The sequence below is a fragment of the Ruegeria sp. YKSF131 genome, from assembly GCF_059612645.1.
Genome location: NZ_JBXWQZ010000074.1, coordinates 1 through 18801 on the forward strand (window position 1 = coordinate 1; position 18801 = coordinate 18801).

Here is an 18801-nt window from a genome sequence, read left to right on the forward strand (position 1 = left end):
TCGCACCGATCGCGATGGAGCAGGGCCTGCGCTTCGCCATCCGCGAAGGCGGCCGCACCGTCGGCGCCGGCGTCGTGTCGAAGATTACTGAATAATTCGCACAAGCGAATGTTTAGACGGAAAGGGCGCCCTTCGGGGCGCCCTTTTTCTGTCGCTATGCGCTTGTTGTCCCTAAGAGTGTGATGAATGCAATAGATCGTAGGGTTTTCTCAGGTTCGGATAAAATCGTTTATATTTTTCATCATTCTGGAAAAGTCCGGTTCGGTCTCAAAAAGTAAATGGTTCGGACTGCTTAGTTGGACAAATGACGCGTTTGGGATTTCTGAGGCCAGCAGCTTCCCCTCAGAAAGTGGTGCCACAGCGTCCATATCACTGTGGAGCACCAAAGTCGGTACTGTGACATCCGGCAACATATCGATTACGTTAATATCGTCAAACATCGCGCGAAATTGGGCAATATTTTCAGCTGGCCCGCAAAGCTTCTGAAATTCGTTGAACCATTGTGTTTCTTCTTTGGTGGCATCCGGCATGAACATCGTTGTCAAAATTTGGCGGATTGCCGGGTTATCGTTACCCCAACTGGTACGGATCAGTTTTACGAGGGCTTCGCTTTCTTCAAATTCAACTTCATTTCCACGTTGTCTGCGTCCCCGCGGATACCCCCCGCTGAGGATAAGGTGGGAAATGCGTTCGGGATGTCGAAGAGCATATGCCACCGAAACGGACGCACCCTGTGACAATCCCAAAACTGCCACGTTTTTAAAGCCGTAGGCGTCGACGACAACTTCCATGTCATCGACCATGCGGTCAAAGCTGATGTCGACATCTTTCCATTGAGACATCCCATTTCCGCGCTGATCATAACGGATGACAGAGAAATGTTGTGAAAGGTGTCGAATATAGTCGCCAAAAGCTGGGCTTTGCCAGTCTTGCTCTAGATGTGTCATCCAGCTTCCTGAGATCAGCAAAGGATAACCTTCACCAGAAACGGTATGAGCTATGGATGTTCCGTCATAGGAACGACAGAACTTTACTGGCGGCAAAGAGGACGGTTGACCATTTGGAACTCCGTTGCCTGAGCTTGGCTCTTCATCCGGTTTTATGGATATCGCGCCCAATAGGCGGAAGCCACGTCGCCCCACGGTCTCTAGATAGAGCGGATTTTTGGCGCTATCGCCGAGCGCTTTTCGGATTTCAAAGATGTATTCCCGTACCAGATCCGGGTTCACGTTCAAATCCTGCCAGACCGCCGCTAGAATTTCTTCCTTGGACAGAACGACGCCTGTCTGAGAAATCATAAAGGCCAGAACTTCGGATGCTTTGGGTGACACTGAGGAATTACCCTGGTCCGATGAAAGTGTGCCATCGTCTGGATTTAATTCCCATTGCCTCATGCAGGCCTCCATCGTTGTGTTAAAATTCAACGATATAACAACGATAAGTCAACGGTGCCGTTGTTCGTGAACGGGTAAGCTCAATCGCGAGGCTAACCGGGACTGAAGATAATGCCACAGATGTCGACAAATAATTTGCACCCGAAAACTGCTATCGGCCAACCCGAAACTGCCACTGAAGCTGCCCTTTTGTTGCTACGTATCGCAGATGAGTTGGAGGGAGAGATTTGCCGCGCGCTTTTGGATGGGGATGTTGATTTGGCTCAGCGTTTGGCATTGCCGCAAGCGCGGTTGAAAAAGCTCAGCCCGTTTCTGCGTTAGTCGAAACCGGCTGAGCTTTAAAATAAGTGAATTCCAGCGTGCTAATAAACGGACGCCAGTTTTAGCCCAGAGAGGTTTCCGCCGCTGCCCGAACGGCCCGGATGTTCTGACCGTATACCTCGGGTTGATCCACCGAACCGCCCTTGAAGACAGCCGACCCTGCGACCAGCACATCAGCCCCCACTGCGGCAACAAGGGGTGCTGTCTGGGGATCAACACCGCCGTCGATCTCGATATGCACCGGGCGGTCACCGATCATCTGGCGCAATTTGCGGATCTTGCTGGTCATGTCGATGAACTTCTGGCCACCAAAGCCGGGGTTCACGGTCATGACGCAGACCAGATCGGTGAGGTCCAGCAGGTGTTCGACCGCCTCAGCCGGGGTGCCCGGGTTCAAGGCGACGCCTGCCTTCATGCCTGCGGCGCGGATTGCTTGCAGCGTGCGGTGGGTGTGGGCCCCCGCCTCGACATGCGCGGTCAGAATGTCAGCGCCTGCATCAGCGTAGGCCTGAATGTATGGATCGACCGGCGTGATCATCAGGTGCACGTCCATGACCGTCTTTACATGCGGGCGGAAGGCTTTGACGGCTGGCGGGCCAAAGGTCAGGTTCGGGACGAAATGGCCGTCCATTACGTCAACATGGACCCAATCCGCGCCCTGCGCTTCGATGGCCTGAATTTCCTGCCCGAAATTGGCAAAGTCGGCGGACAGAATGGACGGCGCGATCTTGATGGTGCGGTCAAAGCTCATATTGGCCTCGTGTCAGCTGAAGAGTCGCGGATGCGTATACCCGTGAGGCGGAGCGATGGATACCCCCCGCGCGCCGGGGCGTTACAAAACTTTCACTACGCTGACACATATCCTTTGAACGGCATCTGTAGCAGTCCGCCAACACGAATTGGGGGTGGCACGTGCTGCGTATCAAGAAACTGACCAAACGCTTTGGTGACAATGTTGCCGTGAATGCCGCGACGCTGGATGTGGACAGGCCGTGCATGATCGGGATCATCGGACGGTCGGGCGCGGGTAAGTCCAGCCTGCTGCGGATGATTAACCGCCTGACGGATGCCAGCGAAGGCGAAATCCTGTTTGAGGGTCGGGACATCACCCAACTGAAAGGCCGTGAGAAACGCGCCTGGCAGGCTGATTGCGCGATGATCTTCCAACAGTTCAACCTGGTGCCGCGCATGGATGTGGTTTCGAACGTGCTGCATGGCACGCTCAACCGTCATTCGACGCTGGCCGCTATGTTCAACCTGTTCCCGATGGATGAAATTCACCGTGCCATCGACATTCTGGACCGGTTGGGAATTGCGGAACACGCTCCGAAACGGGCCGAGGCCTTGTCGGGCGGCCAGCAACAGCGCGTGGCGATTGCGCGGGCGCTGATGCAGGACCCGAGGATTATTCTGGCGGATGAACCAATTGCCTCGCTGGACCCGATGAATGCACAGGTGGTGATGCAGGCGCTGCGCCGCATCCACGAAGAAGATGGCCGTACCGTCATCGCCAACCTGCACACGCTGGACACAGCACGTCGCTATTGCGACCGCGTGGTTGGGATGCGCGACGGGCGCATCGTCTTCGATGGGCTGCCCGAGCAACTGACCACAGGCGTCGCCCGCGAGATCTATGGCGCCGATGCCAGCTTCTCGGAAGAAGCGACATCAACGGAAATCGAAACGCTCGACGCCACGCGAAAGGCGCTGATGGAAGCAGAAGCAACCATCTGAGCCATCCCAACCCCTTTCATCGCCCGGCCCGGTGAGAGGCCGGGGTTATCAAACTGGAGAGAGACAGATGAAAAAACTGATTGCTGCCTTGGTCGCATCCACAACACTGGCTGCACCGGTCATGGCCGAAGAAATCAGCGAATTCCGCATCGGCATTCTGGGTGGCGAGAACGCTCAGGACCGGATGAGCAAAAACGAGTGTCTGCGCGAATACACCGAAGAACTGTTGGGCGTTCCGACCAAACTGTTTGCCCCTGCCGACTATAACGGAGTGATTCAGGGGCTGCTGGGCGGCACGATTGATGTCGCCTGGCTGGGTGCGTCGGGCTATGCCAAAACCTATCTGAGCGACCCCGACGCGGTTGAGCCGGTACTGGTCAAGGTGAACACCGATGGCGGCTACGGCTATTACTCGGTTGGGTTTGCACACAAGGACAGCGGCATCACCTCACTTGAGGACATGAAGGGCAAGGTTTTCGGCTTTGGCGACCCGAATTCGACCTCGGGTTATCTGATCCCGTCGATTGAGATTCCCCAGGCCACCGGAGCAACCATGGAGTCGGGTGACTATTTTGCTGAGGTGAAATTCACCGGCGGTCACGAGCAGACCATCGTTGCGGTGAACAACGGTGACGTAGATGGCGGTGTGACCTGGGCCGATGGTCTCGGCGAGTGGGAAGACGGCTATCAGTCGGGCGCACTGCGCCGCGCTGTGGATGCTGGTCTGGTCGACATGAACGATCTGGTCCAGATCTGGAAATCGGCACCGATCCCGGAAGGTCCGGTTGTACTGCGCAAGGCTCTGCCCGAGGATGTCAAAGCTCAGGTTACCGAATTGTGGAACACGCTGGATGAAAAAGACCGCGAATGTTTCTACGGCGTGGCCGCGGGTGAGGCCAAGAGCTTTGATCCTATCACGCATGAGGCCTACGAGGTCATCATAGAAGCGCGCAAGCTGAAGTCCAACTAAGACTGCATATCCAATGATCGGGGTCTGGCGATGTACCGGACCCCGTTTTCCCTTCAGGAGCATTCCATGACAGACCTTACCGCAGGGTCCTTATCCGTCGATCAGATCCGCAACGACTATACAGCGATGACACGGCGCAAGCGGGTCTATGGTGGTATCCTCCTGATCCTGTTCCTGTCGTTGATGGCGGCAGGGTTTCGCACAGCCGACAATCGGAATGCCGGCAGCTTTGTCGATGGCTGGCACCGTATCCTTGATTACCCCAAAGAGGTTCTGTCCGAAGCGGGGGAAAAGATTGCCGAAATGCCAGCCAATCTGGTCTCGTTCTTCCCAGCCCTGGTCGAGACAATCAACATCGCGGCGGCGGCGACGCTTGTCGGCACAATTGTCGGAACGTTTTTCGCCCTGATGTCGACACGCGGCATGGCGCTGTGGCCGTCATTGATCCCGCTGTTTCGCCGAATATCAGACATCTGCCGCGCCATTCCCGAGATCGTAATTGCGTTGGTTCTGATCTTCATTCTGGGCGGTGGCCCGGTTCCCGCGATGATCGCCATCGCGATTCACACTGCTGGCGCATTAGGCAAACTGTTTTCCGAGGTGAACGAGAACGCCTCGCTGAAACCGGTGGATGGGCTGCATTCCGTGGGTGCCAACTGGTCACAGCGGATGTATCTGGGGGTGATTCCGCAGGTCGGGCCGAACTATGTCAGCTACGCGCTGCTGCGGTTCGAGATCAACATCCGTGCCTCGGCCATTCTTGGATTTGTTGGGGCAGGCGGTCTGGGTTACGAGCTTCGCAATGCCATGTCCTGGGGGCAGGGGCGTTATGACGAAGCCGCGGCCATCTTCATCCTTCTGTTCGTGACAATCGTGGTCGTCGACCAGCTGTCTGGCTACCTGCGCGACCGTCTGACCCATGGCTCGGAAAAAGGAGCTTTGGCATGAGCACCTTCGCAACCAATCTGACTGTCGATGACCTCAAAGCCGAAGCAGATCGCTTGTTCAACCGCAAGAGGCTGATGAACTTCGGGTTGCCTGCTCTGGTTTTCGTCTATCTGATCTATGTCTTTTTTGTTTTTGACGTGTCGGGCCTTCTGGGGCGCGCAAACTGGGCAAATGGCAAGACGCTGGTGGCTGACAGCTATAGCTACAAAACGCATATCGCGCGGGATAATCGCACCGGTGAAGTTTCAGCCGCCATCGAGGGTGAGCGCAAGGGGGCATATCCTGAAGGGCAGGCCCCGGAGTGGGTGGCGCTGGGCGAGACAACTGTGATCGACCTTGAAAAGGGCCATGTCGTGCGTTTCGGTTCGCAGACGGTGGAATATGACATTCCCGGCTATGGCACCATTCGCGCAACACCAACGCGTTCGGCCGGTGTACAGACGGAGTTGCCGGAGGGCGAAGTTCCTGAGTGGATCAACGTCTCTAAAAACCGGCTGTCTGTGACCACGGACGCAGGTCGTTTGACTGTCACCCGCAACCGGTCCGAGGTGTTTCGCTATTTCACAGGTTGGGAATTATTCTGGTTCACGCTGGACAGCCCTTATTTCGGCAAGTCCTTCCCGGAACTGGCCAGACTCGCGGCGTCGGGCGAGGCGGGCGCGATCTTTAATGATTTCTGGACCAACAAGATGTGGCGCCATCAGGATGTGGCCTGGGCCATCTTCGAGACGATGCTGATGGCATTTCTGGGCACGTTTGGCGCGGCGATTGTGGCCCTGCCATTGGCCTTCCTTGCGACGCGCAATTTCAACCGGATAACATCCATCCGCTTTGCTACGCGCCGTGTATTCGACTTTGTGCGCGGCGTGGATGCGTTGATCTGGACTGTGGTTCTGGCTCGCGCCTTTGGTCCCGGCCCGTTGACCGGTGCGCTTGCCATTCTGGTGACGGACACCGGAACATTCGGCAAGATCTTCTCGGAAGCGTTGGAAAATGTGGATCAGAAGCAGATCGAAGGTGTGCAGTCCACGGGTGCAAACGCCCCGCAACGGTATCGGTTTGGCGTTATCCCTCAGGTTACGCCCGTTTTGCTGAGCCAGCTTTTGTATTTCCTCGAATCCAACACCCGCAGTGCGACGGTGATCGGTGCAATCACGGGCGGCGGCATTGGGTTACTGCTGACGCAGGCAATCATCACGCAGAAAGACTGGGAAGAGGTCGCCTATTACATCATCCTGATCATTCTGATGGTGATGCTGATGGATTGGTTTTCGGGCTGGCTGCGCCGTCGTCTGATCGAGGGTAAGGCGGGTAAAAAGCGCTGGCCGCGCACGCCCGACCCCAAACCGTTCCTGTTGCCCTGAACCGGGTTTGGAGTGACAAGAAAACAGCTCGGTTCAGTGCGGCGCAACCGTTTGAAGAAGCGTCACAGAGCTTATTCCATTACCGTTCATCCCATATTCAGAATAATGCTGACCCGAAAGGCAGCTGAACCGATTTTCGCACCATGCCCAACGGGATGCGACCCCCGGCAGGAGGTCGAGGTCGAGCGGCAGGGGTTGTGGTTTACTCTTCGTTCAGCGTCAGCGTGACACGCTCACCAGCAAATACGGTTCGGCCATATTCGACGGGTCTGCCGTCCGGGTCCGCGTTGATGCCGACCGAAAACAGCACCGGGGCACCTTCGGACAGTTGCAGGTGAAGGGCTTGCGTTGCTGTCGCGCCGCGCGCGGTCAATCGGGTCGAGATGCGGGTGTAGTCCGCGATACCGCTGCGTTGCAGGGCTTTTGTTACTGACTGGGTCTCGGTCAGCGCCTGTAACAGGTTTGGAAAGCGTTCTGCCGGGAAGACGCTTTGAAAAACGGCTATGGGCTGCCCATCCGCCAGCGATAACCCGTCATAGACATGCACCGGGTCGCCTTTGCTCAGACCCAGTGCTTCGGCCTCGGCTTCATCTGCCGCGCGTGTCGTCAGGGCCAGAATTTTCTTTCCCGGTATCTTGCCGCTGGCCGAGACGTTCTTGTGATATCGAACCCTTTTGCCAATCGGATAGTCGGTTGGCCGCGCGGCCACAAAAACGCCCGCACCGCGCCGGGCATGAACCAGACCTTGTTCCGACATGTCGGCCAATGCGCGCCGCACTGTGTGGCGATTGACACCGTATTTGGCGGCCAGCTGCGCTTCGGTCGGCAGGCGGTCACTGGTTTGATACCGCCCTTCGGCAATGTCCGAGGTCAGGCGCAAGGCGATGCTTTTCCAGATCGGCGTTTTGCTCATGTCATCAAATCTTCACACAGTTGGAGATTGCGTGTTGCGCGCACGCAGGCTAATATTTGTCTAGTTGTATAGCTCAAATAGACAACCCGGCCAAGAGGCTTTGATGACAGATCAGACAGAAATCGCGACCGGGGCGCGCAGGGATTGGATGAGTTTGCTGGCCCGTGCACCTGACGACACCCTGATGACCTTGTGGGATGGGATTGAGACCCGCCCAAGCTTTGACTGGCTGCGCCGTCCCGAGGTCGGGAGCGTGATGGTGCGCGGTCGCACCGGTGGTACCGGAGCGCCGTTCAATATGGGCGAAATGACGGTCACGCGCTGTTCTGTGGTGTTGCAGGATGGAACGGTTGGTCACGGTTATGTTCAGGGCAGGTCGAAACCCAAGGCCGAAGCCGCAGCGTTGATTGATGCGATGATGCAGACCGCGGCGGCAGATGAGGTACAGGCGCGGCTGCTCGACCCGCTTCAGCAACAAATGCAGGCGGTCAAAAGCACACGCGCGGCCAAGGCAGCGGCCACCAAGGTTGAGTTTTTCACGCTGGTTCGGGGGGAAGATTGATGGCCGCGCAAACACAGTTTTCCGGGGGCTTTGAAAACGCACCTGTCGATGCCGCACATGCGTTCCGCGCTGCGATGACCGTTATGGCGCGCCCGGGCTACATACGTGTCCTGTCGGGCGGCGAACCCCCAGCGCCCCTGTCCGTGGCGGCTGGTACACTGCTGCTGACGTTGTGCGACCCCGAGACCAGGGTTCATCTGGCCGGAGGCACCGATACCGAAGCAATCCGCAATTGGCTGACTTTCCACTCGGGCGCACCGCTCGTATCCGCAGCAAAGGCTGATTTTGCCGTTGGCACATGGAACGCATTGGGACCGCTTAACGCCTATCGCATCGGAACGCCGGAATACCCGGATCGTTCTGCAACCCTGATTGTGGAATGCGACCGGCTAGAGCAGTGCGGTGCCGTTCTGAGCGGCCCCGGCATCAAAAAGACCGCGTGCTTGTCGCTGCCGGATGTTCCGGCGCTTCAGGGGAATGCGATGCTCTATCCTCTGGGGTGCGATTTCTTTTTTACCTGTGGCAACAGGGTTGCGGCCCTGCCCCGCAGCACGCAGATCACGTCGGAGACCTAAGCGATGTATGTTGCTGTCAAAGGGGGCGAAAAAGCCATCGAGAACGCCCATGCCTGGCTGGCCGAAGAGCGCCGGGGTGCGACCGATGTGGCTGAACTGAGCCTTGCGCAGATCCGGGAACAGCTGAGCCTTGCAGTGAACCGGGTCATGGCGGAAGGTTCGCTATATGACCCCGACCTGGTTGCGCTGGCGATCAAGCAGGCGCGGGGCGATCTGATCGAGGCGATCTTTCTGATCCGCGCCTACCGCACGACGCTGCCGCGTTTTGGCTACTCCAATCCGGTCGAAACGGGTGAGATGGCCTGCGACCGCCGGATTTCGGCCACGTTCAAGGATGCGCCCGGAGGGCAGGTTCTGGGGCCGACTTTCGACTATACGCACCGTTTGCTGGATTTCAAACTGGCCGCGAATGGTGATGTCCCGAATGCTCCGGAAGGTCCTGCACGGCAGGAACCGACGCCGCATATCACCGAATTCCTGAAGGACGAGGACCTCATTCAGGACGAACCGGCAAGTGATGAACCCCCCGGCGACCTGACGCGCGAACCGATGGAATTCCCTGCCAGTCGCCCGTTGCGCCTGCAATCGCTGACACGCGGAGATGAGGGTTTCGTGCTGGGCATGGCCTATTCCACCCAACGCGGTTACGCGCGCAACCACGCGTTTGTGGGTGAATTGCGGATCGGCAAGGTTGCGGTTGAAATGGACATCCCTGAGTTGGGGTTTACCATCGATATCGGCGAGGTCGAACTGACCGAGTGTGAGACGGTGAACCAGTTCAAGGGTTCAAAAACCGAGCCGCCTCAGTTCACGCGCGGTTATGGTCTGGTCTTTGGTCAATCCGAACGAAAGGCCATCGCGATGGCTTTGGTTGATCGCGCGCTGCGGTGGAAGGAACTGGGCGAAGACTATCTGGGCGCGCCTGCGCAGGATGAAGAATTTGTTCTGAGCCACGCGGACAACATTCAGGCGACCGGTTTTCTCGAACACATCAAGCTGCCGCATTACGTGGATTTCCAGTCCGAGCTTGAACTGGTCCGCAAACTGCGCCGCGAGGCTGACGCGCGGATCACGTCAAAGGAGGCTGCGGAATGAGCGGGTTTGTCTTTCTGGTGGTAATGCTGGCAGCGCTGCTGCACGCCACGTGGAACGCGTTGGTCAAGGGTGGGTCGGACAAAAGCGCCGCGATGACGGCTGTGGTGATGGGGCAGGGGTTGTCCGGCCTCCTTCTTCTGCCGTTTGCCCAGCCGCTCGATTGGACGTGCTGGCCCTACCTGCTGGCAGGCATCGGGCTGCATCTGGGCTATCAGCTGTTTCTGATTCAGGCCTACAAGATCGGCGACCTGACCCAGGTCTACCCGATCGCACGCGGTGCCTCGCCGCTCTTGGTTGCGCTTGGTACGGCGCTGTTCTTTGGGGTTACGTTCAGCCAGGCCGAGCTATTGGCGATGGCAATGGTCTCGGTCGGGATAGCCTCGATCGCGCTGGTGCGGCGCGCGGATGGCAATTTCAATATGGCTGCTGCAGGGCTGGCGCTGATCACTGGGTTGTTCATCGCCGCCTATTCCATCGTCGACGGGCAAGGCGCGCGCATTGCGGGAACAGCGCTGGGCTTCTTCGGCACGCTGACGGCGGCGAATGCGCTGGGCTTTGCCCTGGTGGCGCGGGTTGCGCGACCGGGGTTGTTGCGGCGGGCAGCCAGCCTTTGGCGGCTGGCGGTCCTTGGCGGCGCGGCCTCATTCACCGCCTATGTTCTGGTTGTCTGGGCTTTCACCCAAGCGCCCATCGCGTTGGTCACTGCCTTGCGCGAGTGTTCGATCATCTTTGCACTGATCATCGGCGTGACCTTCCTAAACGAAAGGCTCGACCTGAAAAAGGTCGCCTCAACCGCGCTGACCCTTGCGGGTGCGATCCTTCTGCGCATGAGCCGGAGTTGACCCATGTCTGACTACAACTTCGCCTATCTAGACGAACAAACCAAACGGATGATCCGCAGGGCCATCCTGAAGGGCCTCGCTATTCCGGGGTATCAGGTGCCCTTTGCCAGCCGTGAAATGCCGATGCCTTATGGCTGGGGCACCGGAGGGGTGCAGGTCTCGGCCGCGGCGCTGACGCCTGAGGATACGCTCAAGGTCATCGATCAGGGTGCGGATGACACGACCAACGCGGTGTCGATCCGCAAGTTCTTTGAAAAGACCGCAGGTGTGGAGACGACCGAGGAAACCGAGAAGGCGACGGTGATCCAGACCCGCCACCGCATCCCCGAGGCAAAGTTGCGCGAAGATCAGATCATCGTTTATCAAGTGCCGATCCCGGAACCTCTGCGCTTCCTCGAACCGCGCGAGACCGAGACACGCAAGATGCACAGCCTAGAAGAATATGGGCTGATGCATGTGAAGCTATATGAGGATATCAGCCAGCACGGGGCGATCTCGACCGCTTACGCCTATCCGGTGAAAGTGTCTAGCCGCTATGTGATGGACCCGTCCCCGATCCCGAAATTCGACAACCCGAAGCTTGAAATGGATGCAATCCAGCTGTTCGGTGCCGGGCGCGAGCAGCGCATCTACGCAGTGCCGCCACATACCAGGGTCGTGAGCCTGGACTTCGAGGATTACCCGTTCGAGGCCACCAAGGCCGATCATCCCTGTGACCTGTGCGGGGCCGAGGATAGCTATCTGGATGAAGTCATCATGGATGATGCGGGCAACCGAATGTTTGTCTGTTCGGACACTGATTATTGCCGGTCGCGCCGCGAAGCGGGCCATATGGGCCGACTGGCCGAGGAGAACGCGGCATGACCGCCCTGTTGCAGGCCAAGGGCATCGAAAAGCTCTATGGTGCGCGGATCGGATGCACGGATGTGACTTTTGATCTCTATCCCGGAGAGGTGATGGGGATCGTGGGTGAAAGTGGCTCGGGCAAGTCGACCCTGCTGAATTGTCTGGCCGGTCATCTGGTTCCTGATGCAGGGCAAGTGATCTTTGACACGCGCGCGAATGGGCCGGTGGATACGGTGACCATGTCGGAGCCCGAACGCCGGATGCTGAGCCGTACCGATTGGGCCTTTGTGCATCAGCATGCACGTGACGGGCTGCGGATGTCAGTTAGTGCCGGAGGCAATATTGGTGAACGGCTGATGGCCGTGGGCGAGCGCCACTATGGTGACATCCGAGACAAGGCCATTGACTGGCTGGGTCGGGTCGAGATCGAGGCGGCCCGCGTTGATGACCGGCCCACCGCGTTTTCGGGCGGAATGCAGCAACGTTTGCAGATTGCCCGCAATCTGGTGACCGGTCCGCGACTGGTGTTCATGGACGAACCGACCGGGGGGCTGGATGTCTCGGTTCAGGCGCGGTTGCTGGACCTCTTGCGCGGCTTGGTGCGTGAAATGGGGCTGAGCGCGATCATCGTGACCCATGACCTTGCCGTAGTGCGCCTGCTGGCCGATCGGCTGATGGTGATGAAGGATGGTCATGTGGTTGAGGCCGGGCTGACCGATCAGGTGCTGGATGATCCTCAACACGCCTATACGCAGCTGCTTGTGTCCAGCGTTCTGCAGGTTTGAGTATTTGGGAAAAGGTGAAGCAATGATTGAACTGATCAATGTGAGCAAAAGCTTTACCCTGCACAATCAGGGCGGTGCCGTTATCCCGGTGATGGAAGACGCGTCGCTTAAGGTTGAACCGAGTGAGTGCGTTGCTTTGACGGGGACGTCAGGCGCGGGCAAGTCCACGCTGATGCGCGTGATTTATGGCAATTACCTGGCGGCCTCTGGTCAGGTGTTGGTAGGAGGTCTGGACGTGGCAAAAGCCGAGCCGCGCCAGATCTTGACCCTCCGCCGGGAAACGCTGGGCTATGTCAGTCAATTCCTGCGGGTCGTGCCGCGGGTGCCGACGCTGGACGTTGTGGCAGAGCCTTTGCTGGCCGTCGGTTGCGACAGGACAGAAGCGCTGGAGAAATCCGCCGGGTTGTTGAAGCGGCTGAACATTCCTGAGCGCTTGTGGACCCTGAGCCCCACAACCTTTTCAGGTGGGGAACAGCAGCGGGTGAACATTGCACGTGGCTTTGCCCATGACTACCCGGTGATGTTGCTGGACGAACCGACGGCAAGCCTGGATGCGCAGAACCGCGAAACCGTGTTGTCACTGATTGAAGAGGCAAAAGGGCGTGGCGCGGCGATTGTCGGGATATTCCACGACCTTGATGCACGTGAGCGTGTCTGTGACCGCGAAGTCAATGTCGCTGACTTCACGCCGGGACTGGCGGCATGACACTTGCCCCTGTCATAGCGATTGTTGGCCCCTCGGGCGTCGGCAAGGACAGTGTCATGGAAGCGTTGGAGGCACAGGTGCGCGGCGCCCGGCGGGTGCGAAGGGTGATCACCCGCCCCGCAGGCGAAGAAGGCGAGGATTTCGACCGGGTTTCGGTCGCAGAATTCCAGCAGATGGAACAGGCAGGCGCTTTCGCGCTGAGCTGGCCCGCGCATGGTCTGTTCTACGGTATCCCTGCTGAGATTTTGCGACAGCGTCAGGGGGCGAATGCGGTTCTGGTCAATCTTTCTCGCCGGGTTCTTTTACAGGCGCAGAAGGTGTTTGGAGACCTGATCGTGATCTCTCTGACGGCAAATGCCGGAGTTTTGGCGCGGCGCCTGTCCGCGCGGGGACGGGAAAGCGCAGACGAGCAGGCGCGGCGGTTGTGTCGCGCCAACGCGGAGTTGCCGGATGGTCTGAACCGGGTCATCGAAGTCGACAATTCCGGCGCGCTGGAAGACACGGTCGCCGAAATCCTGCGCCGCCTTCAACCGGAAAGCGCGTAGCGATGGATCAGGTGAAACCACCCATCTTCCGTCTCGCCCATCAGGGCAAGATCAGTGATCTGGAAGGGCTGCGGCAGCAAAGGGCTCAGATGGGTTTGCAGTGCTTCTTGCGTTGCCTTGAGGGTTGGTTTGTCCAGTTTGCCGCTCAGCGTGATGTGAAATCGAAACGCGTCCAGCACGTAGGGATAACCCCATTTGGTCAGATTGTCGTCCTGCTCGGGGGTCAGCCCGGCGGCGCGGCGGCGCGTCAGTTCAGCCTGAGTGGCAGGTGCGCGAAACCGGTCGAGGTTGCGAACACAGGCCGCGGCCAGCGCATTCAGCGCCTGCGTTTCACCCAGCGGGCACAGGGCCAGGAACCGTCCAAGGCGGGCAATTTCCAGACCGTCAAGTGTGACAGGCTGCCGAGTTGCAGCCAGCGCAATGCACGCCTGGTGCAACGCGTCAAAGGTCAGGCCATCGCGCAACCGGAACGGCGGTTTCAATGTCGCGTGCAGCCCGTATTTGCGCGGCACCTCAGTGATGGTCGCAATGTCGATGCCGCCCATGATCGGATGCGCGACCTGCGTTCCCTTTTCCATGTCCCAGCCCAGCCAGCTGGTCGCAAAATCCGTCCAGGCCGCCCCGGCGGGCGGCGCAAAATAGATCGCGTATCGCGTGAATGTCACATTGGCCTCCTATTAAGTGGCCTTCCAATACCTCAGATTGCGTGAAGTTCAGATGACAGAAGACTTGATCCTTGCCAATGCCACGCTTGTGTTGCCGAATGAAACCGTCACCGGCTGTGTTCGAATTGTGGATGACACTATCATCGAAATTGACACCGGGCGTGCAGTTCCCGCAGGTGCGATAGATTGCGAAGGCGACTATGTCAGCCCCGGTCTTGTCGAGTTGCACACGGATAATCTTGAACGCCATATTCAGCCGCGCCCCAATGTACATTGGCCCCATGCTGCCGCCATTCTGGCCCACGACGCGGAACTGGCCAGCGTGGGGATCACAAGTGTGTTCGATGCGATGCGGGTTGGTTCAATCCCGTCCGGCGCCGGACGGTACGGAAAATATGCCCGCGGCCTGTCGCGGGAGTTGTGGGAACTGCGCGAGCAGGATGCGCTTAAGATCAGCCATTTCCTGCATTTGCGGGCAGAGGTGTGTTCCGAGACACTGATCGAAGAACTGGACGAGTTTGGACCCGAGGATAGGGTCGGCCTTGTGTCCATCATGGATCACACCCCCGGCCAGCGTCAGTTTCGCGACATGGGCAAGCTGGAATCCTTTCTGAAGGGCAAATATGCAATGGACGATGATACGTTCTTTCAGCATGTGGCTCAGCTGAAAAGCCTACGTGATCGCAACGGCGATGTGCACGAGGTCGAAACCGTCAAGGCCGCGCGCCGATTTGGGGCCGTTCTTGCCAGTCATGACGATACGACCGAAGATCAGGTGAAGGTCTCGGCAGGTCACGGCATTCGGCTGGCTGAGTTTCCCACAACGGTGGAGGCCGCACGGGCGTGTCATGAACATGGTATCAAGGTTATGATGGGTGCGCCAAACGTTGTACGCGGTGGCTCTCATTCCGGCAATGTTGCGGCCCGCGAATTGGCCGAGCTTGGGCATCTGGACGTAATGTCCTCGGATTACGTGCCGTCGGCCTTGTTATTGTCTGCGGTCATGCTGGGTCAAATGTGGGGCGATATGGCGCGTGGAATGAAGACCGTCACATTGGCCCCGGCGCAGGCCGCCAGGCTGGAGGATCGTGGCGAGTTGCGCGCCAATGCCCGCGCCGATGTTATCCGTTTCCGGATGCGCGCGGGTGTGCCAGCCCTCAACTCGGTTTGGGCGCGCGGTCGCCGTGTGGCGTGATCAGGCCGTATAGAACAGGTAACGGTCCGGCGCGATCGTCTCGGGCCCTTTGATCTGGTTGATGCCGACAAGGGGCTGGCCGGAAATCAACAACCCACCGGGCTGCATCACTTGCGCGATCAACGGGCTGAGGCGCGCGGCCTCGGCCACATCTTCGTGTTTGATGCCGCGTCCGAAATCATAATGCGCCAACGCGATCTTGTGCCCCTCGGCCATCAGTTTCCGCAGCATGGGTTCAGCTTCGCCTTGCAGGAAATCTTCGGCCGGTGGGGTGCTTTCGGGATGGCATTGCAGCACACGATCCATCACCCAGATCCGGCGGTGCGGCAGAATTTCTCGCAGGTGGTCATAGGTGCGACCATTGCCCAAACCCATATCCAGCACATCGCCGGGCTGGCCACTGATCTGTTCGGCTGCCCAGTTCAGCCCGTCACGTTGGGCCGTCAGTCGGCGCAGCATGGAATCCAGTCGGCTCATGACGATGTCCTCACTCGTTCTTTGGTGCGACCCAGGGTGTGGCAGGACCGTCCAGCAGATGTTTCAGCAACGCCTCGGTAAAGGCCCAGATGTCCTGATCATGGACCAGGTGATGGGTCAATACTCCAAAAGGCTCGGCGTTGTCTGCGCGGCCTTCGCGCCTGTCCCGCAGGAGGTTAACTGTCTGTGCGATCAGGCGGTCCGGAGAGATCAGACCGCATGAACCCCGCCAGTCAATCGGGTCAAGATGTGTGTTGACCTGCTCAAGCCCCGCTGCCGCCATTTTTGTTCTGCGGGGCGTTGCCGTTGAAAGAACGCGATACCCCAGCGATGGAAGATGTTCGATGACTTCTGGTGCAATGCGGTTCCACGGAGGGATAAACATCGGCCGCAGGGTGTTGCCGAACAAGGCGCCAAGGCGTGACAATCCTGCCGCGGCATCCGCGACAACCTGGTCCAACGGACGGTTGAGACGAAACTCGGCTTTCTTCTCACCGGCGGGCGCATGGTTCGTGTGGGACCAACCGTGGACCACAGGGATGAGAGTTTCGCCGTGCGCAACATAGTCGGCCAGCGCAGCGGTTGCCCCGTGCGGAATGACAGCCAGATGCACCGGCAGGCCTAACTGCGTGGCCAGATCGGACAGCCGGTCCAACTGTGGTGTCGGGTCGATCGCGTCATCGTCTCGCCACCACAACGGCAACGAAAGGCCCGCTGCATGCCAATGGGTCAGCTCGACCTCAAGTGGGTGCCAGTCCGGGTTCATTTACGCCGTTCCAGCAGGTGCTTGGCGATCTCCACGGTTTGGGCCGCGCCATCAAATCCGAAGTCCTGCTGCGCGCGGGGTCCATCTGAAATGACGCGCTCTACGGCCTGCGCCAACGCCTGCCCGCTCAGGGTTCGGCTGAGAAGCACCTCGATGGCTGGCAAACTCGACAGGCTTTGCCCACGCAGCCCCTGTTCAACCTCTTTGCCATCATCGAATGGGACAAAAACAGCGGGTGTTCCGCTTTGCAGAATATCCATGGCGGTGTTGTAGCCGCACATGCTGACCGATGCCGCTGCATGGGGCAGCATCTGGCGAAAATCGGGGCGCACAGGTTCCAGAATTGCCGAGGTTTCTTCAGCCAGTTGGGACAGCTCTGCGATCCTTGCCTTGGCATCCGTCCCGCCGATCAACAGGCGCCAGCGCCTGTTGGGCATCTGGCGGGCGGCCTCGATGGCCGCGCGAAAGATCGGTTGCCCCACAGAACCGCCGCCGGCGCTGACAAGGATTTCGCCCTGCCCAACGGACTGCGGATGCGGTAGAGGCAGTTCCGGCGCCACAAAGCCGGTATAATGCAGCCGTTCCGCCAATCGGTCCGACACCGGCCAACTGACCGAAAGCGGCGTGACACTTTCGGTCGAGTGAACAAGAATGCCGTCATAAAAGCGGGTGACGATATCTTCGGTACGCTGGGCCTTGGCAGGTTTGGATGGCGGGGCCAGAATATCGCGGATCGATCCCAGGATGACCGGAGGCTGAGGCAGGGCCCGTGCCGCATTCAGGCTCGCGTCGAATTCCGCTGCCAGCGACCGGCGGCCAAAGGGGAAAAGCTCGGTTATCAGGATTTGCGGCTGAAAGCTGTTTACCGCCTGCACCATGGCTGTCACGCGCGCGCGATGATAATCAGCATCGGCCTCGGCACCGCTTTCAGTCAGAAGCCGCGTGAAATTGGCTCCATCCGATCTGAGCGGTGGCAAACCGAACAGGGTTAGCCCGCTGCTGTCTAGTTGAGGCGCAGGCATCCCGCCCGAGACGACCATGACCTCGTGACCGTCATCCCGGAAGGCCCGGCCCAATGTCAGAGCCCGGCTCAGATGCCCTGTTCCCAACAGGTGCGTGACAACGATCATCACCTTCATGGCAGCGGCCCATGTTTGATCAAGCGAACAGGGTCCGGATCTGCGGTCATCGTATTCATATCGACGATATACAGCCGATTGCGCTTGATCTTGAAGGGGGCGGGACCATCAAAATCCCAGCGCCACGCCTGGGCGAGAATGACCCGCATGATGCCAATATGGCAGACCGCGACTGTATCCTGCCGCAGCCCGGACACCCAGGGGTGCAGCCTGGTCCAGACCTCGGCAGGGCTTTCACCGTCAGGCGGGCGAAAATCCCAACTCCAGTCTTCGATATGGCGATACCCGCTGGTTTCATCGGCGATCAGGTCGACGCCTCGAAGTCCTTCCCAGTCGCCCCAATTCATTTCTATCAGCGCGTCCGAGGTTTTCGGGGCGCGCCCAGACACGATGCGTGCCGTCTCGCTGGCGCGCAGCAAGGGGCTGGACCAGATATCGGCGGCGGCCCATGGATCAGGCAAGCGATACCCGGCCAGCTCAGACCGCGCGTCGTCATCCAGCGGAATATCGCTGCGCCCCTGAATGCGCCCCGCGCGGTTCCAGTGGGTATGCCCGTGGCGAAGTAGTGCAAGACGGGTCATGATACATCCTTCAACAAGGGCCGTAGATGCGCCCACAACCGCGCGGTCGCCTGAGGTATAAGATGACGCCGGGCCACATAGCTGCGCGCATTCTCCCCAAGCGCGTGGCGCTGCGCGGTATCCTCAAGCAGGTTTTGCATGTGATCGGCAAGCCCTCTGGCCCCAGCTTCAACCGGTGGGTAAACCGCAGGTGCCAGCACGTCCCGAACGCCGGGACGATCCTGTGCGACCACGGGCAGGCCTGTCGCCTGCGCCTCAAGATAGACCATCCCATAGGCTTCGTTCACACCGGGCCAGACAAGCAGGGACGCGCGTTGGTAGGTATTCTGCAAGGCCGCCCGGTCGAGCTGGCCCAGAAAGTGCACCCGGCTTCCGAAT

At 59.0% G+C, this 18801-nt stretch carries 24 protein-coding genes; 15 read left to right on the forward strand and 9 right to left on the reverse strand.

What is annotated here, in order from left to right; genetic code table 11:
* Positions 1-95, forward strand: a 95-nt coding sequence (locus tag AC2FLZ_RS19280) for an EF-Tu C-terminal domain-related protein (RefSeq protein ID WP_139204741.1), incomplete at its 5' end; no start/stop codon positions are given.
* Positions 96-209: 114 nt separating this feature from the next.
* Here AC2FLZ_RS19280 and AC2FLZ_RS19285 read toward each other — a convergent pair.
* On the reverse strand, positions 210-1394 hold the full coding sequence (locus AC2FLZ_RS19285) for an alpha/beta hydrolase (RefSeq protein WP_480554579.1): 1185 nt from the start codon (positions 1392-1394) through the stop codon (positions 210-212).
* A 120-nt stretch (positions 1395-1514) separates the two neighbouring features.
* On the opposite strand from AC2FLZ_RS19285, the gene AC2FLZ_RS19290 reads away from it, so the two are divergent.
* Positions 1515-1715: a hypothetical protein gene (locus AC2FLZ_RS19290; RefSeq protein ID WP_480518643.1), complete on the forward strand. Its 201-nt coding sequence runs from the start codon at positions 1515-1517 to the stop codon at positions 1713-1715.
* Between the two features lie 61 nt (positions 1716-1776).
* On the opposite strand, the gene rpe is transcribed toward AC2FLZ_RS19290, so the two are convergent.
* Positions 1777-2466: a ribulose-phosphate 3-epimerase gene (gene rpe / locus AC2FLZ_RS19295; RefSeq protein ID WP_480554578.1), complete on the reverse strand. Its 690-nt coding sequence runs from the start codon at positions 2464-2466 to the stop codon at positions 1777-1779.
* A 161-nt stretch (positions 2467-2627) separates the two neighbouring features.
* Here rpe and phnC point away from each other — a divergent pair, with 161 nt between their 5' ends.
* From phnC to phnE (AC2FLZ_RS19315), 4 genes are all read left to right on the forward strand, one after another.
* Positions 2628-3449 carry a phosphonate ABC transporter ATP-binding protein gene (phnC, locus tag AC2FLZ_RS19300; RefSeq protein ID WP_480554577.1) on the forward strand — a complete coding sequence of 274 codons (822 nt, stop codon included), beginning with the start codon at positions 2628-2630 and terminating at the stop codon, positions 3447-3449.
* 67 nt (positions 3450-3516) lie between these two features.
* Complete coding sequence (gene phnD, locus AC2FLZ_RS19305) at positions 3517-4419, forward strand: phosphonate ABC transporter substrate-binding protein (RefSeq protein WP_480473844.1); 903 nt, start codon at positions 3517-3519, stop codon at positions 4417-4419.
* 66 nt (positions 4420-4485) lie between these two features.
* Positions 4486-5367: a phosphonate ABC transporter, permease protein PhnE gene (phnE, locus tag AC2FLZ_RS19310; protein WP_480518647.1), complete on the forward strand. Its 882-nt coding sequence runs from the start codon at positions 4486-4488 to the stop codon at positions 5365-5367.
* Positions 5364-6731 carry a phosphonate ABC transporter, permease protein PhnE gene (gene phnE / locus AC2FLZ_RS19315; protein WP_496882617.1) on the forward strand — a complete coding sequence of 456 codons (1368 nt, stop codon included), beginning with the start codon at positions 5364-5366 and terminating at the stop codon, positions 6729-6731. Before phnE (AC2FLZ_RS19310) ends, phnE (AC2FLZ_RS19315) begins: the two co-directional genes overlap by 4 nt.
* 202 nt (positions 6732-6933) lie before the next feature.
* Here the strand turns inward: phnE (AC2FLZ_RS19315) and phnF are convergent, their stop codons facing one another.
* Positions 6934-7644: a phosphonate metabolism transcriptional regulator PhnF gene (gene phnF / locus AC2FLZ_RS19320; RefSeq protein ID WP_480518651.1), complete on the reverse strand. Its 711-nt coding sequence runs from the start codon at positions 7642-7644 to the stop codon at positions 6934-6936.
* Between the two features lie 103 nt (positions 7645-7747).
* Here phnF and phnG point away from each other — a divergent pair, with 103 nt between their 5' ends.
* From phnG to phnN, 8 genes are read left to right on the forward strand one after another with little or no spacing between them, the layout of a single operon-like run.
* Entirely contained in the window at positions 7748-8206 is a 459-nt protein-coding gene (gene phnG / locus AC2FLZ_RS19325) for a phosphonate C-P lyase system protein PhnG (protein ID WP_480624126.1), read from the forward strand.
* Positions 8206-8781: a phosphonate C-P lyase system protein PhnH gene (phnH, locus tag AC2FLZ_RS19330; RefSeq protein WP_480622836.1), complete on the forward strand. Its 576-nt coding sequence runs from the start codon at positions 8206-8208 to the stop codon at positions 8779-8781. Before phnG ends, phnH begins: the two co-directional genes overlap by 1 nt.
* Before the next feature lie 3 nt (positions 8782-8784).
* Positions 8785-9876 (forward strand): carbon-phosphorus lyase complex subunit, encoded by a 1092-nt coding sequence (locus AC2FLZ_RS19335; protein WP_480870837.1) that lies wholly within the window; start codon positions 8785-8787, stop codon positions 9874-9876.
* Complete coding sequence (locus tag AC2FLZ_RS19340) at positions 9873-10718, forward strand: EamA family transporter (protein WP_496715032.1); 846 nt, start codon at positions 9873-9875, stop codon at positions 10716-10718. Before AC2FLZ_RS19335 ends, AC2FLZ_RS19340 begins: the two co-directional genes overlap by 4 nt.
* 3 nt (positions 10719-10721) lie before the next feature.
* Positions 10722-11582: an alpha-D-ribose 1-methylphosphonate 5-phosphate C-P-lyase PhnJ gene (locus AC2FLZ_RS19345; RefSeq protein WP_480605128.1), complete on the forward strand. Its 861-nt coding sequence runs from the start codon at positions 10722-10724 to the stop codon at positions 11580-11582.
* On the forward strand, positions 11579-12349 hold the full coding sequence (gene phnK / locus AC2FLZ_RS19350; RefSeq protein WP_480518663.1) for a phosphonate C-P lyase system protein PhnK: 771 nt from the start codon (positions 11579-11581) through the stop codon (positions 12347-12349). The genes AC2FLZ_RS19345 and phnK overlap by 4 nt, the downstream gene beginning before the upstream one ends.
* Before the next feature lie 22 nt (positions 12350-12371).
* Positions 12372-13055 carry a phosphonate C-P lyase system protein PhnL gene (phnL, locus tag AC2FLZ_RS19355; protein ID WP_496882618.1) on the forward strand — a complete coding sequence of 228 codons (684 nt, stop codon included), beginning with the start codon at positions 12372-12374 and terminating at the stop codon, positions 13053-13055.
* The gene (gene phnN, locus AC2FLZ_RS19360) at positions 13052-13600 is read left to right on the forward strand and encodes a phosphonate metabolism protein/1,5-bisphosphokinase (PRPP-forming) PhnN (protein WP_480473832.1); all 549 of its coding nucleotides are present in this window, start codon (positions 13052-13054) and stop codon (positions 13598-13600) included. Before phnL ends, phnN begins: the two co-directional genes overlap by 4 nt.
* On the opposite strand, the gene AC2FLZ_RS19365 is transcribed toward phnN, so the two are convergent.
* A complete protein-coding gene (locus tag AC2FLZ_RS19365; protein WP_496882619.1) occupies positions 13582-14265 on the reverse strand; it encodes a DUF1045 domain-containing protein in 684 nt (227 codons plus the stop codon). The genes phnN and AC2FLZ_RS19365 overlap by 19 nt on opposite strands.
* Positions 14266-14317: 52 nt before the next feature.
* On the opposite strand from AC2FLZ_RS19365, the gene AC2FLZ_RS19370 reads away from it, so the two are divergent.
* A complete protein-coding gene (locus AC2FLZ_RS19370; RefSeq protein WP_496882620.1) occupies positions 14318-15460 on the forward strand; it encodes an alpha-D-ribose 1-methylphosphonate 5-triphosphate diphosphatase in 1143 nt (380 codons plus the stop codon).
* On the opposite strand, the gene AC2FLZ_RS19375 is transcribed toward AC2FLZ_RS19370, so the two are convergent.
* The 5 genes from AC2FLZ_RS19375 to AC2FLZ_RS19395 form a co-directional block, all read right to left on the reverse strand.
* Positions 15461-15937, reverse strand: a complete 477-nt coding sequence (locus tag AC2FLZ_RS19375; RefSeq protein WP_480554561.1) for a class I SAM-dependent methyltransferase — start codon at positions 15935-15937, stop codon at positions 15461-15463.
* A 10-nt stretch (positions 15938-15947) separates the two neighbouring features.
* On the reverse strand, positions 15948-16703 hold the full coding sequence (locus tag AC2FLZ_RS19380) for a polysaccharide deacetylase family protein (RefSeq protein ID WP_480554560.1): 756 nt from the start codon (positions 16701-16703) through the stop codon (positions 15948-15950).
* Positions 16700-17842 carry a glycosyltransferase family protein gene (locus AC2FLZ_RS19385; protein ID WP_496715035.1) on the reverse strand — a complete coding sequence of 381 codons (1143 nt, stop codon included), beginning with the start codon at positions 17840-17842 and terminating at the stop codon, positions 16700-16702. Before AC2FLZ_RS19385 ends, AC2FLZ_RS19380 begins: the two co-directional genes overlap by 4 nt.
* Positions 17839-18423: a histidine phosphatase family protein gene (locus tag AC2FLZ_RS19390; RefSeq protein ID WP_496715036.1), complete on the reverse strand. Its 585-nt coding sequence runs from the start codon at positions 18421-18423 to the stop codon at positions 17839-17841. The genes AC2FLZ_RS19385 and AC2FLZ_RS19390 overlap by 4 nt, the downstream gene beginning before the upstream one ends.
* The coding region (locus AC2FLZ_RS19395) for a glycosyltransferase family 4 protein (protein ID WP_496882621.1) at positions 18420-18801 on the reverse strand (382 nt) is incomplete at its 5' end. The genes AC2FLZ_RS19395 and AC2FLZ_RS19390, both read right to left, overlap by 4 nt.